General features: G+C 43.9%; 15 protein-coding genes and 1 pseudogene. 8 read left to right on the top strand and 8 right to left on the bottom strand.

All coding sequences use genetic code 11. The features are described 5' to 3' along the window. The 3 genes from RH88_RS17510 to RH88_RS17500 form a co-directional block, all read right to left on the bottom strand. The coding region (locus RH88_RS17510) for an HAD-IA family hydrolase (RefSeq protein ID WP_005598507.1) at positions 1-640 on the bottom strand (640 nt) is incomplete at its 3' end. 156 nt (positions 641-796) lie between these two features. After that, positions 797-2503, bottom strand: coding sequence for an HD domain-containing phosphohydrolase (locus RH88_RS17505; RefSeq protein WP_050798519.1), 1707 nt, complete (start codon positions 2501-2503; stop codon positions 797-799). Between the two features lie 112 nt (positions 2504-2615). Further along, complete coding sequence (locus RH88_RS17500) at positions 2616-3128, bottom strand: hypothetical protein (RefSeq protein ID WP_005598504.1); 513 nt, start codon at positions 3126-3128, stop codon at positions 2616-2618. Positions 3129-3290: 162 nt separating this feature from the next. Here RH88_RS17500 and RH88_RS17495 point away from each other — a divergent pair, with 162 nt between their 5' ends. Both RH88_RS17495 and RH88_RS17490 read left to right on the top strand, forming a co-directional pair. Continuing rightward, on the top strand, positions 3291-3761 hold the full coding sequence (locus RH88_RS17495; RefSeq protein ID WP_005598501.1) for a CreA family protein: 471 nt from the start codon (positions 3291-3293) through the stop codon (positions 3759-3761). Between the two features lie 108 nt (positions 3762-3869). Beyond that, on the top strand, positions 3870-5174 hold the full coding sequence (locus tag RH88_RS17490) for an inosine/guanosine kinase (protein WP_005598499.1): 1305 nt from the start codon (positions 3870-3872) through the stop codon (positions 5172-5174). Between the two features lie 96 nt (positions 5175-5270). Here RH88_RS17490 and RH88_RS17485 read toward each other — a convergent pair whose 3' ends face one another. After that, the gene (locus tag RH88_RS17485) at positions 5271-5879 is read right to left on the bottom strand and encodes a beta-phosphoglucomutase family hydrolase (RefSeq protein ID WP_005598498.1); all 609 of its coding nucleotides are present in this window, start codon (positions 5877-5879) and stop codon (positions 5271-5273) included. 128 nt (positions 5880-6007) lie between these two features. Here RH88_RS17485 and RH88_RS17480 point away from each other — a divergent pair, with 128 nt between their 5' ends. The 6 genes from RH88_RS17480 to RH88_RS17455 all read left to right on the top strand — a co-directional run bounded on the left by RH88_RS17480 (position 6008) and on the right by RH88_RS17455 (position 11329). Beyond that, positions 6008-7777 carry a methyl-accepting chemotaxis protein gene (locus RH88_RS17480; protein ID WP_005598496.1) on the top strand — a complete coding sequence of 590 codons (1770 nt, stop codon included), beginning with the start codon at positions 6008-6010 and terminating at the stop codon, positions 7775-7777. A gap of 205 nt (positions 7778-7982) precedes the next feature. Beyond that, positions 7983-8495 carry an O-acetyl-ADP-ribose deacetylase gene (locus RH88_RS17475; protein ID WP_005598494.1) on the top strand — a complete coding sequence of 171 codons (513 nt, stop codon included), beginning with the start codon at positions 7983-7985 and terminating at the stop codon, positions 8493-8495. Between the two features lie 560 nt (positions 8496-9055). Further along, the gene (locus RH88_RS17470) at positions 9056-9595 is read left to right on the top strand and encodes a winged helix-turn-helix domain-containing protein (RefSeq protein ID WP_406853266.1); all 540 of its coding nucleotides are present in this window, start codon (positions 9056-9058) and stop codon (positions 9593-9595) included. Then, a complete protein-coding gene (locus RH88_RS17465) occupies positions 9561-9971 on the top strand; it encodes a hypothetical protein (protein ID WP_005598491.1) in 411 nt (136 codons plus the stop codon). Before RH88_RS17470 ends, RH88_RS17465 begins: the two co-directional genes overlap by 35 nt. Before the next feature lie 331 nt (positions 9972-10302). Next, on the top strand, positions 10303-10950 hold the full coding sequence (locus tag RH88_RS17460; RefSeq protein WP_005598489.1) for a winged helix-turn-helix domain-containing protein: 648 nt from the start codon (positions 10303-10305) through the stop codon (positions 10948-10950). Then, on the top strand, positions 10910-11329 hold the full coding sequence (locus RH88_RS17455; RefSeq protein ID WP_138944305.1) for a hypothetical protein: 420 nt from the start codon (positions 10910-10912) through the stop codon (positions 11327-11329). The genes RH88_RS17460 and RH88_RS17455 overlap by 41 nt, the downstream gene beginning before the upstream one ends. Before the next feature lie 232 nt (positions 11330-11561). On the opposite strand, the gene RH88_RS17450 is transcribed toward RH88_RS17455, so the two are convergent. The 4 genes and pseudogenes from RH88_RS17450 to bcsA form a co-directional block, all read right to left on the bottom strand. Beyond that, complete coding sequence (locus RH88_RS17450) at positions 11562-15335, bottom strand: cellulose synthase subunit BcsC-related outer membrane protein (RefSeq protein ID WP_174269666.1); 3774 nt, start codon at positions 15333-15335, stop codon at positions 11562-11564. After that, positions 15326-16433 (bottom strand): annotated as a pseudogene (bcsZ, locus tag RH88_RS17445) (cellulose synthase complex periplasmic endoglucanase BcsZ). The gene RH88_RS17450 and the pseudogene bcsZ overlap by 10 nt, the downstream one beginning before the upstream one ends. Then, a complete protein-coding gene (gene bcsB / locus RH88_RS17440) occupies positions 16430-18718 on the bottom strand; it encodes a cellulose biosynthesis cyclic di-GMP-binding regulatory protein BcsB (protein WP_005598483.1) in 2289 nt (762 codons plus the stop codon). The pseudogene bcsZ and the gene bcsB overlap by 4 nt, the downstream one beginning before the upstream one ends. Further along, entirely contained in the window at positions 18705-21341 is a 2637-nt protein-coding gene (gene bcsA, locus RH88_RS17435; RefSeq protein ID WP_005598481.1) for a UDP-forming cellulose synthase catalytic subunit, read from the bottom strand. The genes bcsB and bcsA overlap by 14 nt, the downstream gene beginning before the upstream one ends. Position 21342 lies beyond the last annotated feature (1 nt).

The raw sequence follows: 21342 nt of genomic DNA, 5'->3' as shown, positions 1-21342 counted from the left end.
ATATATACGCGCTTATCTCATCAAGTCGATGAATGGTTGCGAGCGTTCCAGGGTAGGAACGTCGATTGATCCCTTCGAGCTGTATCGTCCTCATACCGGCTTTAACACCCGCTTCAAGCCCTTTGGGCGTATCATCAACGTACAGACACTCATTAACTCGAAATCCCATGCTCATTGCGCTGTAAAGAATCAAATCGGGTTCGGGTTTCCAGCTATTGGTATCAAATGCCGAAAACACTCTACCTTTGAAGTAACCATCTAACCCCGTCAATTCCAGTGCATGAATGGTTTTATCTTTCGGTCCGTTCGAGGCGACACAGTAACTTATACCTTTACTGTCGAGAGCCGTTAAGGTTTCGACAACCCCTTCCATTGGTTTAAGTTCTTGCTCAAAAAGCTGCTTTAATGTCTTGCGATACAAAGGTTCCAATACATCCAACGACACATTAATCCCCAGTCGACGTTGAGTGTCGTTTAGGATATCGGCCAGCTTGCCGCCAACAAAATACGACATCGCTTGCTCAACTGACAAGTCCGCACCAAATTCCCCAAACACCAATGACAAAGCACGGCAACACAAGATTTCACTATCGACAAGCGTCCCTTCACAATCAAAGATGACACACAAGGTTTGATCCATAACGAATCCCCTCTTCTACGTTATTTTTAGTCTCTAAAATAGTATGTCGATTATGAAATCGTGACAGGTTTGACTTAACAAAATGACCGATTTTAACCAAACGATGATAAAAAACTTAGGCTAGGTCACCCTCTGTACCGTTGATGCTGTATAACGCTATTCGCTTTTATCAGGATAGGCATTACGAATAGCAACAAATTGATCCAAATTATTGAGTAAAATGGTGGATAAGGTAGGATCAAATTGCGCTCCATTCTCGCGAGTAAAATGCGCGACGACCTCTTCTAAAGTCCATGCCTGTTTATAGCAACGCTCACTTAGTAAGGCATCGAACACATCCGCAATCGCAGTGATACGAGAAAAGATATGAATATCTTCACCTGACAAGCCATTAGGATAACCAAGCCCATCCCAACGCTCATGGTGCTCATGTGCTACCGTAGCGGCGAGATGGAATACTTCACCATTGCTCGCATTCAATAATTTATAACCATACGAGGTATGCGTCTGCATTATTTCCCATTCGGCACTATCAAGCCTTCCCGGCTTTTCAAGAATTGACTCTGGAATGGCAATTTTACCGACGTCATGCATCGGGCTAATGATCTCAATCAGCTCCACTTCGCGATAACTTAAGCCATGTAAACGCGCTAATAGGGAAGATAGCTGTGCTACGCGCTTAACGTGGTTGCCGGTTTCGCCCGATCGAGTTTCGATCGCTTCGCCAAGTACGACGATCATATCTTTTTGTGTTTTCAAAGTTTTTTTCTGTAACTGGACTATTTTCTTGTTCTGTTTGTTTAATTCACGCTTTTGACGAATGGTGACAGCTTGAGTGATTATCACCAGCGCCATGCAAAAGATGATCGAGGCTGCAATGCTGAGCACTTGCCAGTTAGATTTGAGAAAGCTCACTGGTTGATTAAGTATCAGCGCGTTTTGAGGCAAGCTACGCTCGTCGATGCCAAATCGTTCAAGTGCATTAAAATCTACAACCGGCCTGCTGGCGTTACCCACTGCAACTTGCTCGGAAAAATTCAACGGGATGAATTCATCAAGCGCGAGTAGCATTTCACGTCCGACTTGCTCAGAGCGATTTACGTAGCCGCCAAAAATGCCATTAGTAATGTAAAACTCCCAAAAGACGAATACGGGGGCTGGGCTATTAATTGCTATTTCTTGTGCGACATACTGATAACGATGATAAATACCTTGATCAATGTCGGTATTGTAGTGAGTCAAAATCACTGCATCATCTGGGCTGATACTCTGTAGCACGTCACCGACACGAGCCAGTGGTATATCGCGAATCTCTATCACCTCGACATTGGCATTACGCGCCAGCACTTCAAGTGCTTTTTCACGCACATATTGCGATGTTGTGCTGCGATCAGAGATGTAGTACAAGCGCTGTAAACTCGGTCGAACACGATTGATCAATTCAACGGTTTTTTCGATTTCATCACGTTCAAAAATGATGCGATAATCGCTGGTCACGGTCGACAACGTCGCACTTTGATTGTTAATCCCAGCGGCGATGATTGGCAAGTCTATGAAGGGGTTGTCAGGCCACTGGTTAATAAGTTCAAGTGCATTATCGTCAGTAACTAACACGGCATCGAATTGATGGTGTTGATACTTAGTGTTGAAGTAACGAATAAACTCACTGTAGTAGGTCTCGTTATAGACCCGCTTAGTATCAAGGTATTCTAGGGAGAGTTTCAGCTTAGTGTTGGATTTTGCAATCGCCTGCTCGATGCCAGATTGAAAATCCGCAGTCCACTGATAAGACGGCGAGTAAGAATGCAGTACCAAGACGTTCTTGTATTGCCATTGATTTGCCAACGAAGACGACGACGTCACGCAAGCTACAACTAATAATACATATCGTAATATATAGGCCACTGGATTCTAAATATCTTGCTCACTCATAAGTCAAGAATAACACAGCCGTCAGCAAAGGCTTAGATAAGCATCAGATTTCAAGAACTACATCACCATTAGTCACGCTAATTGCAGACTTGGCAAGGAGTGACTTCACAAAGCTCATTTTACTGTCACTGTTCGCATCGGTCGTGGTGATATCAGACACTAAGACTTGCTCGTTGCTACGCGTTAAAATGGCCGTCGTTACCGGTTCGCCGTTCTGGAAACCGATATACAATTCACAAGGTTCGGAATAAATAATTTGAGTCAAAAACTCAATCATCATTTGCTGATCTTCATCTGATGACCACTGCTTAGAATAAAGCAGTGCGAACATAACCGTGAGACGGTGGAAATCGACCAGATAAATGTCTTCCGCAGTAAATGAATCCGCTGCTGAATCCAGCATTTCTGCTGCCAGTATTCGGTATTGCTTGTTCTCCACACCCGCTTGGTAAAGATCACGACCAACTAGACTTTCTTTGGTAGGGAACTCAACGTCAACTTGTGCGTAAAGCCAATTGTTTTTAATCTCTGCGATAGCAAAATGTTCTATTGTCATAATTTATTAGCCGTACCTAATGTTTCTATGCTGAGCTTAATCAGCACCCTGCTCGAATACAAGCAATAAACCACTCCAACGCAAGAAATGTTGTGAATCTTCATCACTGACCAGACAATGAATATGTTAAACTTTATAAAAATCGAACAATGGAATTGAATAATGTTGAAAAAAATTTCCGTCGTTTTGCTGGCTAGTGCGGCTCTGGCAGGCTGTGACAGTGGCGAAGTCGGTGATGTTAGTCTGGGTATCTTTACGATGAAGGATATTAAGATCTCCCATTTAGATGACGACAAAATACCAGGCGTCACTTGTCATATCGCCTCTATAGAAGCGAACTTTTCACTCGCAGATCCAAGCGATAGCTCGATATCATGTCGTCAGACCGGAGACATTACCCCCGAAATGATCGCGTCTATCGATAAAAGCGCCTCTGGCGAAGTGGTCTTCAAACAGTCTAAAAGCATCTTTTTCAAAACAATGAAAGTTAGACGCATCTATGATGCTGATAATCAAACACTGCTTTATTTGTCTTACACGACAAAAGAGACTGAGGGCAGCTTCAAGCACAGCCTCTCAACCGTGCCGTTGTGGGGAACAAAAGCTTACGGCTCCTATACTCCTGAGAAATAGATTAAAAAAGTGCCAATCGCTCTCGGTTGGCACTTTAATGTCACCTAAATGAAAGAATATCTTCATTAATGTGATATGATGCAGAAAATTTCCTACTCCCTTTAAATGATGAAGTTTCCTGGCCAGCGTAAATCTCAGCACTACTTTCCGACACATGCTCGTGATCCTTTGATCAATCAGGCGAAGCAACCATCAAAACTCTACCGCCCAATTATTGTTGGCGTGGGACAAACTATCGTCGATATTGAAGCTCGCGTCGATGACGAGTTTTTGTCCAAATACAATTTGAGTAAAGGTCACTCTCTCGTTCTTGAAGAAAGCCAAGCTGATGCGTTATACCGCGAACTTGTTGAGCGCGAACTGATTTCTCACCAATACCCTGGTGATACAATTGGTAATACGCTACACAACTACTCCGTGTTAGCAGACAGCAAGTCGGTTTTACTTGGCGTAATGTCACGTAACATCGAAGTAGGCTCTTTCGCTTATCGTTATTTATGCCGAACTTCAGCGCGAATGAACCTTAACCACTTGCAAACGGTTGAAGGTCCTATCGGTCGTTGTTACACCTTGATCACGGAAGATGGCGAGCGCACTTTTGCCATCAACGAAGGCCACATGAACAAGCTGCAGCCAGAAAGTATCCCTGATGATGTTTTCGACAAAGCATCTGCACTGGTTGTCTCGTCCTATTTGATGCGTGGTAAACCTGAAGACCCGATGCCAAAAGCAGTCGCGCGAGCGATTGAGATTGCCAAGTCTAAAAATGTACCAGTGGTACTAACCCTAGGGACTAAGTGGGTAATCGAAGGCAATGCAGAATGGTGGCAAGAATACTTAAAAGAAAACATCACGGTTGTAGCGATGAATGAAGAAGAAGGTCAAGCACTGACTGGCTTTAGCGATCCTCTTCAAGCAGCAAATCGTGCATTAGAGTGGGTCGATCTTGTTCTTTGTACCGCGGGCCCTAACGGTCTTTACATGGCTGGTTATAGCGATGAGAGCGTGGCACGTGAAACAGAACATCCAATTCTGCATAGCACAATTGCGGAATACAACCGCTTTGAGTTTAGCCGTGCTATGCGTAAGCAAGATTGTGATGAAGCAGTTAAAGTGTATTCTCATATTGGCCCTTACCTTGGCGGCCCAATGGAGATTAAAAACACCAACGGTGCTGGCGATGCAGCCTTATCTGCACTTCTGCATGACATGGCGGCGAACAGTTTCCATGAAGTGACCGTGCCTAATTCAGCAAAGCATGATCATAGCTACCTGACGTATTCTTCACTATCGCAAATTTGTAAATATGCAAACCGAGTAAGCTATGAAGTGTTGACCCAACACTCTCCTCGTCTTTCTCGCGCACTTCCAGAGCGCGAAGACAGCTTAGAAGAAGCATACTGGGATAGATAAACAATTCAATTAGATAAATAATTCAATTAAATAAGGCCGCTAAACTAGCGGCCTTATTTTACATGCCTATCAATACTTGGTTTTCACAGTTTGGTTTTAATCGTTCGTAATATATGGATAAAAGACTAATTTGTTCCCCTCAACCATATAGCAATCCATCTTAGCCGCATGGGCCGCTTTTTTACCTAATTCAGTGTCTTCAAATACCACACAAGCACTTGGTTTGAGGTTCAATAGCTTTGCCGCCTTGAGAAAAGTGTCAGGATTAGGTTTATGCGCTTCAACCTCATTGGCCGATACTAATACATCCACTTTATCAAACAGCCCAGAAAGGCAAAGTAGACGCTCTGCTAATATACGCTGGCTCCCCGTCCCTATCGCGATCGGTTTTTTACCTGCATAGGCTTGTAATACTTTGTTTGTACACTCAATTATCTCGATATCCGTTGCTATCTCATCAAATGTCGCCATCTTGAATCGAGCAATTTCTTGAGCATCCAATTGCAAATCAAATTCACGATTGATTTCAGCGACAATCTTGTAGCTTGGCATTCCACCTAAACCATTTAGCCAATCTCGTGAAAATGGAAAACCAAACTTCTTTGCAGTTATTTCCCATGCATTTAGATGCTCTGGCATGCTATCAAGCAACGTGCCATCCATATCAAATATAAATCCTTGGTATTGCTCGTACTTTTCCAACATAATGTTTACTTTCTTCTTCTAACCAGATAATTAGGAATATCACTATTTTTATATACTCGCGTTTAAAATTAGTGATAACAGCATAATAAGCCCAACGAAAATAAACGCAGTAATCTTCGGAAGTCTTTATGAAAATTAAAACTAAGCTCTATTTATTAGGCGCCATCGCTATTTTGGGAATTGCAACATTACTGTTAACAACGGTCCATTTTGCAGACACTACCCGACAACTGACCCAAGCGAATCAACTGACGAAAGATCTTGAGATCCAGCTGCTTAACCTTCGACGCAATGAAAAAGATTTTTTACTACGCAGTGACCTAAAGTATCTCAACAAGTTTAACGGTAATCTTGAAACATTTCTCGATTTAGAATCACAGCTTTCCATCATTTTATCCGATCGCGGGCTTGTCAGCAGTCGTGAACTGAAAGATGGGATACAAACCTACCAAAGCACCTTTGCACAGCTCACTGAAGCATATGAAACTTTAGGTCTAAATGAAGAGCAAGGGTTGCGAGGTCAATATAACCACGCTTTATATGATTATAAATCCAAGCTTTCAGTGGCAGAGTTAGTTAATTTGATTGCGTTTGACGATCAAGTACAACAAGGCATCATCAAGCCTGATCTTCTTCCCGCTCAAGCGAGCGATATCTTGGCATCCGCGACTGCGCTAGCGAAACAAAAACAAGTTATTGGTCTTAAATATAACCAAGGCCTATTAGGACAAACACGAGCAGCCTCACACGCTATTGAACAGCAGTTTGATAATTTCTCATCAGCATTGACGGAAGAAACCAATCAAGCAATTGAGCGCCAAACTTTACTCAAACACTCTGTTAGCCTCATTATCGCAACGATTATTTTGGTGTTTATTGCCCAGATAGCACGAACCATCATATCCAAAATCAATTCACTGCTTGTCGTGATTCGTAACATCGTTGATACCAATGACGTTTCCTTACGTGCAAAACTGCAAGGCAACGACGAATTGGTCATATTAAGCCGTTACTTCGATGAGTTATTGGAAAAACTAGAAACACTTATCTCTGGCTCACAGACCAAATCCCACCAGCTCTATACCAGCACCAGTAATATGCACAATGAACTGGCATCGGTCATACAACAGTTCCAAGTACAGGCGGATCACACCTCAAGCATGGCAATTTCAGTTCAAGAGATGGTCTCGACAATTAGCGAAATTTCGGAAAGTACTTCAGTTGCGGTTGAAGGCGTTCATCAAGCATCGGAAAATGCGGATAAAGGGCGTGAGGTTGTGGTCGATACCGTTTCTAACATTACCCAACTCTCTGAGCGTCTGGCCAATAGCCAAACTTCAATCGGCTCACTAAACCATCATGTCGCTAAAATTGGCGATGCGGTAAACATCATTCAAGAAATTGCCGAGCAAACCAACCTACTGGCATTAAACGCGGCGATTGAAGCGGCCCGAGCGGGTGAGCAAGGCCGAGGCTTTGCCGTGGTGGCTGACGAAGTACGTGCGCTAGCAAGCCGCACACATCAGTCGACCACTGAAATCACTAACGTAGTCAACGCCATCCAAGCGCAAATGAGTACAGTGATTAGTGATATCGACCAGTGCAACCAACAAGGCCAACACACCTTGAATGGCTCAGAGCAATTAGATCAGAGTTTGCAACAGATTCTGTCGGATATGAATAATATTCAAGCCAATTCAGAACGTATCGCTTCGGCAATTGAGGAACAAGGCGCCGTCATGGTGCAAGTGAGTGATTCGATTAGCGAGCTCAATACGATCTCGGATGGCAACACGCAATCAGCGAAACACTGTTTGGTTGAAGTTGATAAGGTTGCTGAACAAGCCTGCGAAATGGATCATGCCGTAGCAGAGTTTAAAACCTCACAGAGTGCATAAACGAGCCTGATCGTTTTCTCTGTTCAGAGTTGTAATTTAGAGTAGCTTAGCCGGCTACTCTTTTTTATGAATCCGACTTTATGAATGCCATAGAATCAGATTAGGCTTTGCGCCCATTCCGTTTGGCTTATCTGTTCATCAAGTGATGTATCTATCCCCTACTTCCATTAAACTAACTGAAACAACTAAACTAAACCAACACGTTATGAACTCTATTACTCTTATCCATGGTGACATCACCACCGCCAACGTCGATGCTATTGTGAATGCTGCCAACACAAAAATGCTTGGTGGTGGCGGCGTTGATGGCGCAATTCATCGAGCGGCCGGTCCTGAATTACTACGAGCTTGCTTTGCTTTACCGCAGAGCAAAGGGAGTCGATGTCCTTATGGGGATGCTCGAATCACGATCGCGGGTAGCCTAAAAGCGCGTTTTGTTATCCACGCCGTCGGCCCGATTTATAGCAAATTTTCGGATCCCAAAGCGGTATTAACCTCAGCCTACAAACAAGCATTAGATCTCGCCTTGGCCAATAACTGTAAAACCGTCGCCTTACCGGCGATATCATGTGGTGTCTATGGTTACCCACCCCAAGAAGCAGCAGAAGTTGCATTGGCTGTCTGTCAACGTGCCGATTACCAAGCATTACAGATGACGTTTTACTTATTCACTGAAGAGCTTTTAGATATTTGGCAGGCAGTGTTCACAGCAAAATAGTCATTAGCAAATACAAATCATTTCACCATTCGCATCATAATTCACTCTAAAGACTAGTGGCTAACCACCCGAAAACTCGGCTGTTTTTAGCCCAAAACAACCCACTTACAATCAATTACATTGTAATTATATTTTGATTAAACAACTATAAATCAGAAAGATAAGAGCAAGTAAGTCGGTTTTTTTCTCAAAAGAGCATGACCCAATGTTATGCACATATAACTACCCATCATTGGGTTATAAGCTCTAAAATTTCGACACACTTAACAGTGTGGTGGGAACCCCAAATTTACTTATTCATGCATAAACAACCCTAATCAATATCAACAATACTGTTCATGTTGCCTAAGGTTTTATACCGAATGAAATTACGAACCACACCGTTCATTTTGCTTATGTTTCACCAACTTTGAATCCAATTTATTACTTTAGTTGCTACCTCTACTATGAATGACAGGCCCGACACTCTCACCTTAGGCAATTTTACATGGCACGTAAATTCGCGAAGACTCGAACGTATCCATCGAGAGGAATCCGAACAACCGCTGCAAGATGTGACATTGACCTATAAACAGTTTCGACTCCTAAAATGTTTATTTGATGCTTATCCTAATGTTCTCGAACGAGAAAAAATCGTTGATTATGTATGGGAATCAAAGCCAACCTCGACAGAGAGCTTACCTCAGCTTATCAACCGAACGCGGCAAACATTAGAGGATATTGAAAAGTGTATTTTGGTAAATGAGCCAGGTGTTGGATATTCACTCTCTTTCACTCTGGAACTTGAACCGGTGCCGGATACGCAATGTGAAGTAACCCTAATACCAAGATATGACCAAAATATTAATGGTTTAGATGAACAGAAAAGTGGTTCTAAAAATATATTATGGCGTACCATTTTCTTAGTTGCGTTCGCTCTTTCCGTTATAAACGTATGGCATGCAGCAGAAGCTATTTATTACCACTCTGATTTTAAACGGGTATTACAAGCGAAGCCATATCCCCATACAACGCCTTTGGATGGGGATAAGATTTTAGTTAAAATTGATGGACATGAATGTACTTATGAAAAATCGAAACTTCTGCTTAAGTGTTCATAAGCAGCTTATTTTGGGCTGTCTATTTATTGTAAATGTCACAGCATTCGTTATTCAAAATCAGTCACAAATTAGTCTATTTGGCACAATAGAAGCGCTTGATTATCGCTGGAGCACTTACAGCAATCTGAATAAAGACATCATGACAGCTCAGGTGGTGTTTGCAAAACTAACTGATGAGGAGGCACTAGGTAATTCATCTTTCTACCAATATCAATACGACAAATCGAAAGGCGCTGAATACATCGCTATTGGAGAGGAAAGCACCTTACCTGTAAGGTATAACCGAGTTTTTTACCTTGATGAACTCTGCATGCTGTTCTTTAGTGGGCAATCAAACCTAACCCTAAAAAACGTTTCATTGCGTTGTTTATATTAATCCAAAGCGTCAATGTAACTCTTAACCTTTATTATACTGATAAGGGTAAGAGTTATTTAGCCCACGAACCAGCGAGGTAAATAAGCCATAACAACTATCTCACCTCACCTGGCATTAAATAAACACAAATGCGAGTATTTTACCACTAGTTTTCAACCATTCTTTTTTTACATCTCATTCGCAGATAAGAAAATACATTCCATTAATAAAACACCTTATTCCGTTGACCAATCTTAGTTTTCACTCCTCTCTATATCACCTCGCTTGCAAGAATTAAGCATCAGCGTATAATCGCGCCCCCAAGCAACATTATATATAAAACAAGATGGTTATGTACAATGATAACTCTTTAGTATTAGGGAATTATATTTGGGACAGGACGACTCACGATTTGCAACCGCTCTCTTTGAATGGCGAAACCGAACTAAAAGAAACGGTTAGGCTCACAAATAAGCAAAAAGCACTACTGTCTTGCCTTGCTGATGCATACCCACAACCTCTGACACGTTCTGAGATCGTAAAACAGGTTTGGAGCAATGAGTTTATTTCTCCGGAAAGCTTACCTCAGTTAATCAATCGTACAAGGAAAACTCTTGGGGATACCGAAAAGACGATTCTAAGAAACATCCCCAATGTTGGATACATTATTGAGGCTCAGGCCCATAAACCAAACGCAAGCGAAGCAGAAGAAAAAACTGCAGTACAACAGAACCTTGAGTTGGCTAAACCACCTCATGCTGATTTTAAGTCTAAAGTTAGAGTGCTCGTTGTTATTGTCATGCTAGCTCTGACCTCTTATAACGTTTTCAATTTTTATAATGCATACGCATCCAAGCAACAATTCATAGATTCGCGCTTTGCAGAACCGTATCCATTATTAAAAACAGACTCAAAAAATGGTGCTACGACAATTATCCTTGACGACGGGGAATGTAAATATGAAAAAGACAGTCAAACGATGGACTGCCGACAAATTTAGAATGTTCATTGTTGCTGCGTTGATGTTGAATGCTGCTATTTTTTTGATTACCGGGCAGCAAAAAAGCTACTGGGTTGGTAATGTTATTTCTGATGCACAAACCAAACTTACCCGAACTGAGCAATTTCATCATAACCTCACGATTCGTAGCACGAGCTTTGAGCCAAATTCAGTTGATCAATATGTCGATAGTTATGACTACAACTACGACTTTACGCTACTTGAACATAGTCAAGTCGTTCTTAACAATGAAGCAATGCCCATAAAAACTGGCTACCATCAGTATTTTGCGATTGATGACGAATGTGCGATCGTTTTCCGTAGCCCGAAAAGGCGAATCATTAACAATTCGTCGATAATGTGTTTGTACAATTTATAGCGGATTTCTAAGCTGGCTTTGTTTTCTAATTCGATTTCAGTTAAAAACACGCCTAACATGATTAATGGTTCTATATGCTTTGCATGCCCCCATTATCACTACATCATCAAACCAAAGGGGCAGAGAGCCACGGATAGGTGGTGCTTGATTGCATTCAATAACCAAGTCCCTCACTTAAGGTGAGGGACTTTTTTGTTCTACATTCAAGCGTTTTTATGTTGTTGTGAACACGCTAAAAGTCGCTATACAGAATCGGCGCTTGAGGCGGATACTCTATCGGCTGCCAACGATCATTAAAGGTGAACTTTGCGTAAAGCATAAAATGGTTAGGGGTATAAAACTCTGAACGTTGTAAATCGACCAACGCACCGAGATACCAACGTTTACTTACCCGTTTTTCTACCGCAGCTTGTAATGAAGCCCCAAACCCGCCTCCTCGCTCAGATTGACCATTTTCCACTAAGTATGGCGCATCTTGCTGAGTCCAAGAGTTAGACACGGAGCCACTTAATAGATATGACCACGTATTGTCATAACGCCCATAGTAATTAATCGGTAGCGACAACGAAATATAGCTTTGCGGGCTATAGTAGCCGCCGTGATAAAGCGTGTATTCCCCGAGATTCTTTTCATAACTCAAGTACATCAGGTTAGTACCAATACTCAAACGCTGATTTTCTGTCGCGATCAGTTTGTAATAGCCCCCACCTAAGAGGCCTAAACGCGAATTATCCTCGACGTTTTCACCAGTTAAAGAGTGATATTGCAAGCTGCCCCAAAAACCAAAAGGACCACCGATATCCCAACTTGAGTTAACCTTCACCCCAGTGCTGACAACCCCACCCCACTTAGTTCCTTCACCAGCGAGTTCTTTTGTTTGACTCGGAACGCTCAGCCCAGCGTAAGAAAGTGTACTACTGGTTTCAGGCCGGCGAGAAGCATCTATAGACCAGCCAAACTCCGCTAAGTCACCATCAATACGAACGCCGCCAACCCAAGTAGAATGGTCAAAACCAACAGGGGTGGTGCCAACATCTATCTGCCAATCTTGCGCTTGCCAACCAATACCTAAAGCAACACCTGACGCACTGCCCTCTACGACGTTGTTACTTGGATTATCTTTAGAGTCTTTTTCAAAATACTCTAACTTACCCGAATCTACCGAGACATAATCCGCTCGCAACAAGAGATGCCCATCCCAGCTTTCCACAGGAATGCGCGCCTCAATCGGAATTTGGTTGGTAGTATTATTGCCGTCACGAGCACTGTAATCCCAACCAATCATCACATGCCCATCACTGCGATCCCGCAACGCATCAATATCCGTTTTCACATTACGAGTAAGCCAATAATCGTTTGCACCATCATAGAGTTCTCTCAAACTCAGAGGGGCTTGTTCTAGCTCGCTTAGTTGAGCACTGTTTTCAAGTCGATTGCTGTTTAACGCTTGATATGCTCGGCGATCGGCGAGTTTCCACTGTTGGTTTTCCATCGCTAACGCCATGCTATTTCGATACGCAAGAGCGTCCACATCTAACGCATTATCTAATGCGAGATTGAGTTCATTAGCCGCTTCTCGATCACCTTGCTGGTTGAATACCTCTGCAACGGTGATTAATTGCTGAGCGGTCAAACTCGATTTCTTTTTGAGTAAACTCTGATATGACTCATCGTAAGTGACTTGATCACCAACTAAGGCACTCGCTTGCAACATGCCAATTTGCGCCTGAGTTGAAAAGGGCTCACGGTTTGATGGAACTCGACGGAAAACCGCAAGCGCTTTCTTTGGTTGTTGCTTTGCCAGTAAGGCATCCCCTTCAGCTAAGTCTCGTCGTGCGTTTAGTTCTTCAAATTGCAGCACTTGAGAAACGTTGCGCGATGCATACTCCTGAGTCAATAATTGCTGGCTGTACCAGTGGTCAAAATCGACGAAACGCTGCAAGCTCAACATTATCTCCCCATAAGCCAACTGATCATCAAACGTCCAATTTTGCAAAGGGGATATACTGCGATAAATAATGTTTGCCTGCTCAATGTGGTCAATAGCAACCCAAGCGGCGACAATGCGTGACAGAGGCAGTACCTGACCGGCATATTTGCCAGACAAGTTCTCAAGCAGTTCAATAACAGGTTCCGGTTGAAGTACATAACGTTGCTGCACGTTTCTCAGCTCATCATCCAACTTCAAACGTGTTAAGTTGCGCTGCATCGCCTCCGTACGCTTGCTGGGATCCACACTTTCTAGTTGCATGATTGCCGCACTAAGCTCCTCTTCTTGCGCAAGATAAAGCGCGTAAGCGAACTTCATTTCAGGATCTTGACTTGAACGACTCCAACCTTGCATCAAATCATCAGCACGACGCTTGTCACCTAGGCGTACGACCACATCTGCAATATCGCGTCTTAGCCAGGGTGAGGTCGGATTCAACGCAATCAGTCGTTCCGTCTCCTTTTCCATTGCTAAGCTGTCACTGTTCTCAATCGCCTGACGCAGGTTCGCTAAGATGATTTCAGATTCAATCACCTTAATTTTCTCCGCCACCTGCAATCTCTGCTTAGGCGAATAGCGATTAGCGACTGATTGAGCCCCTGACCAATCTTGCTGGGTAACATAAATATCCAAACGTCCGCGCAATGCCGAGCCATTGGTTGAATCTAATTTTAGCGCTTGGCGGTAAGCTTTATCCGCGGCGTCATACTTTGCTTGGCTTGCTAGCGATGCGCCTAAATCGGTGAAAGCATACGGTTGAGAACGATCCAATTGAATCGCTTGGCGATAGAACTTCTCTGCTTGAGACCATTTCCCTTGCGCCATCAAAGCGTCACCTTGATCTAGATAACTCCAATAACGGGAGGTTTCTACCAGCGTTGCCCATTTGCTGGCGCTGTCTGGATCATGATCTAACTGTTGTGCACGCTCAAAATACGCTAGCGCTTTTTGCTGCTTACCTTGGCGTAAATAAACCTTACCCATTCCACCCAATATTTCCGGATCATTAGGGCGAGTAGTTAAGGCGTAACGTAATTGAACGGCCGCTTGTTCCGTCTTGCCCTCATCAAGCAATTGTAGACCTTTCAACTTTGCCAAATAAGTCGGGTCTTTGCGTAACTGTTGTTCTGTGTTCCAACGGCTGATCGCACCTTGATTAGCACGCTGAATCTCCAAATCTGCTGGATAATAACTGGCTAAAATGGCGTACTGTTGTACAACTTGGGCTGAAATTGGTAGCTGATCTAAAGCCCTCAACCAAGAGGTTGCGGCACTCTTTCCTACCGATGGTACCAAAGCGAGCTTATTATAGGTGTCAAGAATCCACCGATCAGCAGGGTCTTGTTTACGAATATGATTCGCCAACGCTAACTGAAACTGGGGTACGCCGGGATAATCCGCGTTTAACCGCTCTAATCCTTGCTTAACCTCTTGCCAATTTGGGGACAGATTACCTTGTAGTTGTAAGAACTCTAGCTGTAAAGTAGCTGAAGGCATGCCATCAGGAAACAGTGCCTTGTAAGCCTCAATTGCCTGCTGGTAGCGCCCTGATTTCGCCAATAACTTCGCACGCTGATACTCTGAACGTTTATCAGTGCGAATAGCGATGATCTGAGCAAGATCGCGCGCTTGCACTGAGCCAGGCGCCACGTTTTTTAATCGTTGATACGTCTGCTTCGCCTCGGCCAATTTTTGACGTTTCAAATACATATTGGCCTGATAAAATAAGCCTGTAGGATTTGCATCTTCTATCGCAAATAGCCTTTCTAGCGTACTTTCAACAATGTCATCTCGGCCAATAGCATCCGCCAGCTTCAACTGCTGAACCAACCAATCCACTGAATTAACTCTAGTTGCCGACGTTGAAAACTGTACAAGCTCTATAGGTTGATAAACGCCCGTAAGTTGCTCTTTACTCAAAGGCTTGGTGCTAAAGCCAGCGGCGTGAGCGGTACTCACTCCCCCTGCTATACAGCATAATGAAACCAACCATGAAACTCGTCCTTTTACTGGCATGATTCACCCCAAGCTGGGGACAATTCACCATTCAAACCAAAACGATAACGGCCTTCATACCAACCTAGACCAAACAAAGCCAACACATTATCGTAATAATGATCATTGCTATCGCGAACCAAGGCACTACTCGCTCGTGTCGCTTGCTGCTTGAGCAAATCAGGATTATTTGTGGCGTCAATCAGCGGCAGAGCTGCTGCAGAAAAGCCAGCACTCCCCACTTTGCTATACTTGCCACTTTGTGTATCCACTTCTCGAGGTGGGCCGCCAAGTGCACGCGTTGCTTTAATAAATGGCTGCATCGCGCTGACCAACTCAATTTTATGCGGCGCTCCATCATCAAGCATTCCCGCCCACAGATAAGTACGGATTGCGTTATAGCTGCCAATTGGCCCCGTTTCGGGATCCACTTTGTACTCACCATTGATCTCTAAGGCCCAGTCAGGACTGAAACCCGCAGGCATAGTGTTAACAATCATATTTACGCTACTGTGATACAAGCTATCCCATGGTTGCTGAGGAAGTAGCGCATGCATGCGATCAATTAATTGCAGCGGCACATAGCTCGGGTTCACTCTATAACCCGCTTGTGTTTCAAAACCATGAGGAGCAGGTAATAGTAGAACCTCCCCATTCGTTTGAGTGATTGTTTCTTCACGTAAAATGCGACTAGCCAGTAGATAACCTAAGGATTGATAATAGTAATTATCCCAAAGACGCCCTGCTTCAATCAGCGAATAAGCAATCCATAAATCCGAGTCAGAAGCGGGATTATTATCTAATACTCCCCATTGACCATTGGCTCGTTTTCCCCATAACCAAGCCGGCAATTGAGCGGTTAAGTCGCCCCCAGCAAGGTGCTGTTGAGTCCAAGAAAGTACGTGAGAGAAAGCCTGTTTATCATTTGCCACCAGCGCAAAAAAACAGCGCGTAAGATTGCCCTTCCGAAGTCGTAATAGAACGCGAATCACTGCCATCAACCACACGACCTTGCTCTATATAAACTGACTTAAAGGTTTGCCATTGTGGCCAATCACAGTTATTTGCCAGCACTGATGAAGAGAGAAAAAGGCTTATGAAAACCATCAGCTGTTTCATTCTTGCTCCTCATTTTTCTCCAATCGCTTAGTCGCAACCTTTCGCAATACACGCCAAAGCACGATAGTCACAATCACAACCAGTAGCGCGGCAAAACATGCGACAACGATCGGATGATTAGAAAAGTGGTACCAAACCAACTTCCAAACCGGTAACTGACCAACGTAATAATGTTCGCCAACGTTGTAGCTTGCCACTTCATCATTTCGCAACGTCACCACTGAGCCGAACATATAGTCAAGCTTGCCTGAATCAACCAGCGCTCGATCGACGACCGCAAAATCACTCGGTTGAGCGGCCATAATGGCAATAATGCTGCGATTACTTGTAAACGGGCTTTCCTGACCATAAAGCGCCGCAAAAGGACCATTTGCTTCAACTGAAACAAAGTCAGCCGGTTGTTGACCGCTCGTTGTTGGGTTCATCCAATTCAAACCGAGCTGTTGTTCGTTTTTACTCGGTAAGCGAATTTGGCGTTCGCCAGCCTTTATCACCAGGTCGACTTGGTCAGGATCACTTGCTGCCTGTAATAGCGAGCTATCTAAGCCAATACTAAGGATGTCTTTATCTGTGAGTGTTTCTGCATTCCATTGATCAGTTAGTAATACTTGAAAACCCGGGTAGCCTGAATCCCCGCCAAGTGAGCCCATGACGTTCAAAAAGGTTTGTAGCACCTCGACTGGCGCATTTTCTGGGATCACGACAGCCGTTTCAGATAAATCAGCCATCCGCGTATATGGGAACCCCGAGGTCGCAAATGCGCGCATATTCGGCATTTCGATATAATGAGGGAAACCACTAAAATCGATGGTTGAATCACCATCGACCACCGCATATTGTTTGCTTGGTTGAGTGACTTGGCACTGCCCATCCGTGACAGAAGCAAAACCAAATTCGAACTCAATTAGGTTTTTACTTCCCACTTTAAACGCCGGAATTCGGACCCGATCTTCGCCTCCTAATAGCGTATCATCAAGTAGTGGAACGCGAATTCTGTTTGAATCCCCACCTTGACCATCTGTAGTAAGATTAAATGCTTCGATAAACTGGTCATTGATACTTAACGTTAAACGAGAACCCGAATGATCTTCTGTTGGGGGGGAATAACGATAGTTGAGATCCATCGGAATACCACGACTTTGCCATGTAAACAGATCTGGCGGTAAACGCAAACTGACACTAATTGGTGGTGGTGTTCGGCCTTCAACCTGAAGCATTGCTTTTTGTTCAACTAATTCCGAAAGAGCAACCGGCCTCTCTGTTGTCACCCAATTAGGCGCATCGTATGCAGTTCGCGGCTTAATTTGCTCTACAGAATTAATCTTGGCGATCGGTCCTGTCAAAATCTGATTACCGAGCGCTAAACCTCGGACTGCGGTATTTAAATCAGCACTATCACGGCCAATGACCAAAAGTAATTTAACGAACGGATCGGTTGGATGAGTGATCACTTGTAAGCGTGGGCCATCAGTATCTGGAAAATCGCGCAAAAAGTCAGGCTTATTGTCATTAGTCACAAATACGATCGCATTGCGCTCAGGTAGAGAGTCAAAACTCAAAGGGAACTGCGCGCCACGCCAGCCCGCAAGTGAACCAAAGTATGAACTCGCGACACCAGCCGCTTTTATCTCTTCCAGATCGTATTGATCCCCCATCACGAGAGGCAAATTCAATTGGCTAAAGTCACGAACATCAAAAAACGGTGCCGGCAATAAGCTTAAATCGCTCTCCAGTCGTGTCTTTTGCACCAACATTTCAATCCGGCTAGTCTGACTAATTTCAGCCCAAATACTTGCATCATTAGGATTGGCACAATCTTTTTGCGTATTGCCAATCAACTCAAAGCGGATCTGATTGTAGTTACTAAAAAATCGAGTATCCAAAGGCATAGATAAACTCAGTTTCTTGCCTTGCTGGCCATCAACAATCGGTGTGACACCCATGAGTTCATTATTCAAATAGACTTTGATATGAGAGACCAATGAAAGCAGTGCTGGAGACGGTGTAATATCAAAATAGAGCGTTGCTTGCGAAACGACCTCATCCAAACGAGAACCAAATCCAATGTAAGCACTGGTTTCACTGCCTTGAATCGCGATCGAGCTGTTATAGCCGAGTTGGCTAAAAGGCACCACTCGCTTAAATACCGACGAATTCTCAAGCTCATGAGAGGATGCCTGAGAGACATTGACTGACTGATTTACTTCTTGTGCTGCGAGACTACCCGACATACTCATTAGAGTTATGGCCGCCGTCAAAGCTGTTAGTTTTTTATTTTTGAGCATGACTTAAGGTCCTGGTTGGGACATAGCGAGGTCTAAAAGACCAAATAAATTTAATACAAATTATCAGTGCGGTCACACAGACTCTAATCAACTTAGGACTATGTTTTAGCAAGCGTTTGTATCCATTAAAACCGACATGAAGAACGGCGTGCATACTAGATAGAGGCTTATCAGATTGATAACCTTGTTGCCATTTCGCCCATGTATCTGCACGAGCAAAAGTACATTGAACGTATTGGATTTGTTGTTGATGAGATAACGCATTAAGTTGCAAGCCAAAAATGCCTTTATGAGCATAGGCGACTGTCATCGGAAAGACGAAATCTTGCCCCCCTCGATTCAGTACAACTTGTAAAACTTGACCTTTTAGGTACTGACACGCGTCCTCATCGATACCTTCAATTTCGATCCGCACACCGCCTAGTGAAAAATCTTTCATCACGGCTTGAATTAGGTGCCCGGAATTAAGCCTGACTGTCATTGGAATGGACACTTCAACACGGTGATCTTTTCGCACTTGTTTTGCCTCAACCGCGACTGCGACCGCCGCACCTAAGATCAACAAGTTATACATCGTCCAAACTAAGTTCACGATGACCGTGCCAATCTCATCTTGAGGTCCCCACCCTAAGCGATAAAAGCCAACGGCAAACCCGAGAATATTGAAAGCGACCAAAATCAAATATGGTCGTGATATCACCCAGTCATAGTGCGATTTTTCGACTAAGCCACCCTTAGCCGTTACATTAAACTCCCCCTTGTGCGGAGCAAATAACGCGACGGTCGTTGGTCGGGCGATATACCAAGCGAGGACGGTTTCATATACCTCGCCCCAAAAGGAATAACGGTAGTCTCCCTGCATTCTCGAGTTGGTCATGCTGGCGTGAATCATATGTGGCAGCACATACAAGATAATGGCGAGCGCTGGTGCATAAATCACGTACGAATGAAGCAGCAGAAATGCCAACGGAGCCACCAAAAAAACAATCCGCGGTATACCAGATAAAAAATGCAACATCGCATTGGCATAGCAGAGCCGTTGCGACCATTTAAGACCTTTACCGGTTAACGGATTATCCACTCGAAATATCTGCGCCATACCGCGTGCCCAGCGAATCCGTTGCCCCACATGAGCAGACAACGTTTCTGTCGCTAAGCCGGCTGAAATAGGCTGCTTCAAGTAAGCGGAGTGGTAACCTAGGCGATGCATACGCAAAGAGGTATGTGCATCTTCAGTAACGGTTTCGACTGCAATTCCACCCACTTCTTCTAAAGGCTTGCGACGCAAAATAGCGCAAGATCCACAGAAAAATGTTGCGTCCCATAAGTCGTTACCATCCTGAATTAAGCCATAAAAGAGGCTGCCTTCGCTCGGTACATTGCGAAAATTGGACAAGTTTCTTTCGAACGGATCCGGTGAAAAGAAATGGTGAGGCGTCTGCACCAAAGCCAGCTTGGGGTCTTTAAGAAACATGCCCATGGTTAACTGGAAAAAAGCTCGAGTTGGGATATGGTCGCAATCAAAAATGGCGACATACTCACCATGCGTTTGCTTTAAGGCATAATTGATGTTGCCCGCTTTAGCATGTTCATTGGTAGGTCGACGAATGTAATTCACGCCCACACTTTGAGCGAACTCGCGAAAACTATCTCGCTTACCATCGTCCAACACATAGATATTGAGCTTATCTTTTGGCCAATCGACGCCTAAGGAAGCATATACTGTCGCCTTAACAACATCTAAATCCTCATTGTAAGTCGGGATCATCAAGTCGATGGTCGGCCACGTCGAAGTATCTTTCGGCATCTCTAAAGGCTTACGACTAAGTGGCCAAATATTTTGGAAATAGCCAAGAATCAATACAATCCATGAGTAGGATTCAGCGATAAGTAATACGCCCCCCAACACTAATGCTATGGGATCATCCCAGTTCAACGTGGATGAATAGCGCCACCAAAGGTAACGACAAGAAGCGGTCACCGACATAATGATCAGCAACATTGTCGGAAAGCGCCCCGGTAAACGACGCACCATCATCGCCAGCGCCCAAAGCAAAACCACAAACACTAGCTGCGCTTGATAACCAAACGGTACGGTAAAACAGATCAATGCCAAGAAAACAACGCATATCAATAGTAAGTAATTGAGCACTAGAGCGGACTTGCTGGATCGGGCGGCTTGGCGCAACTCCGGCTGGTTAACCTGACTAGCCTTTTTTTCTAGCCAACCCACTATTTTTGCAACCGATTCAAAAGGTAGATAAAAGATGTGGCGTAGTTGAATGATTGCGCGCGAGAGAAGTCTTCGGACAAAATCAGAGCCCGAATGGGTGATGCATTGCTTGAATAAAATCAACCAAATACTTTGAACAACAAATCTAATGGAATCAAATAGACGCGGAGCGGCAAAATTAACTTGTGGGAAATACACTAGCGGCAGTTTCCAAGAGGGTACGCCAGCAATCACAGGTTGGAGAAAAACAAAACTAACGCAAAACCAAGCACTTAAAATTAGCTGCCCCATCCAGTTCGAACTGCATTGCCATTTCTGTTCATAGACTTTCTTTTGCGTTTCAAATCGTTCAACTATCCAACGCTGAAAAATTAAGTTTAGCCCCTTCATA

The organism is Vibrio scophthalmi LMG 19158, assembly GCF_000222585.1.
Classification (GTDB): domain Bacteria; phylum Pseudomonadota; class Gammaproteobacteria; order Enterobacterales; family Vibrionaceae; genus Vibrio; species Vibrio scophthalmi.
This window is presented reverse-complemented; position numbering and strand designations above follow the sequence as displayed.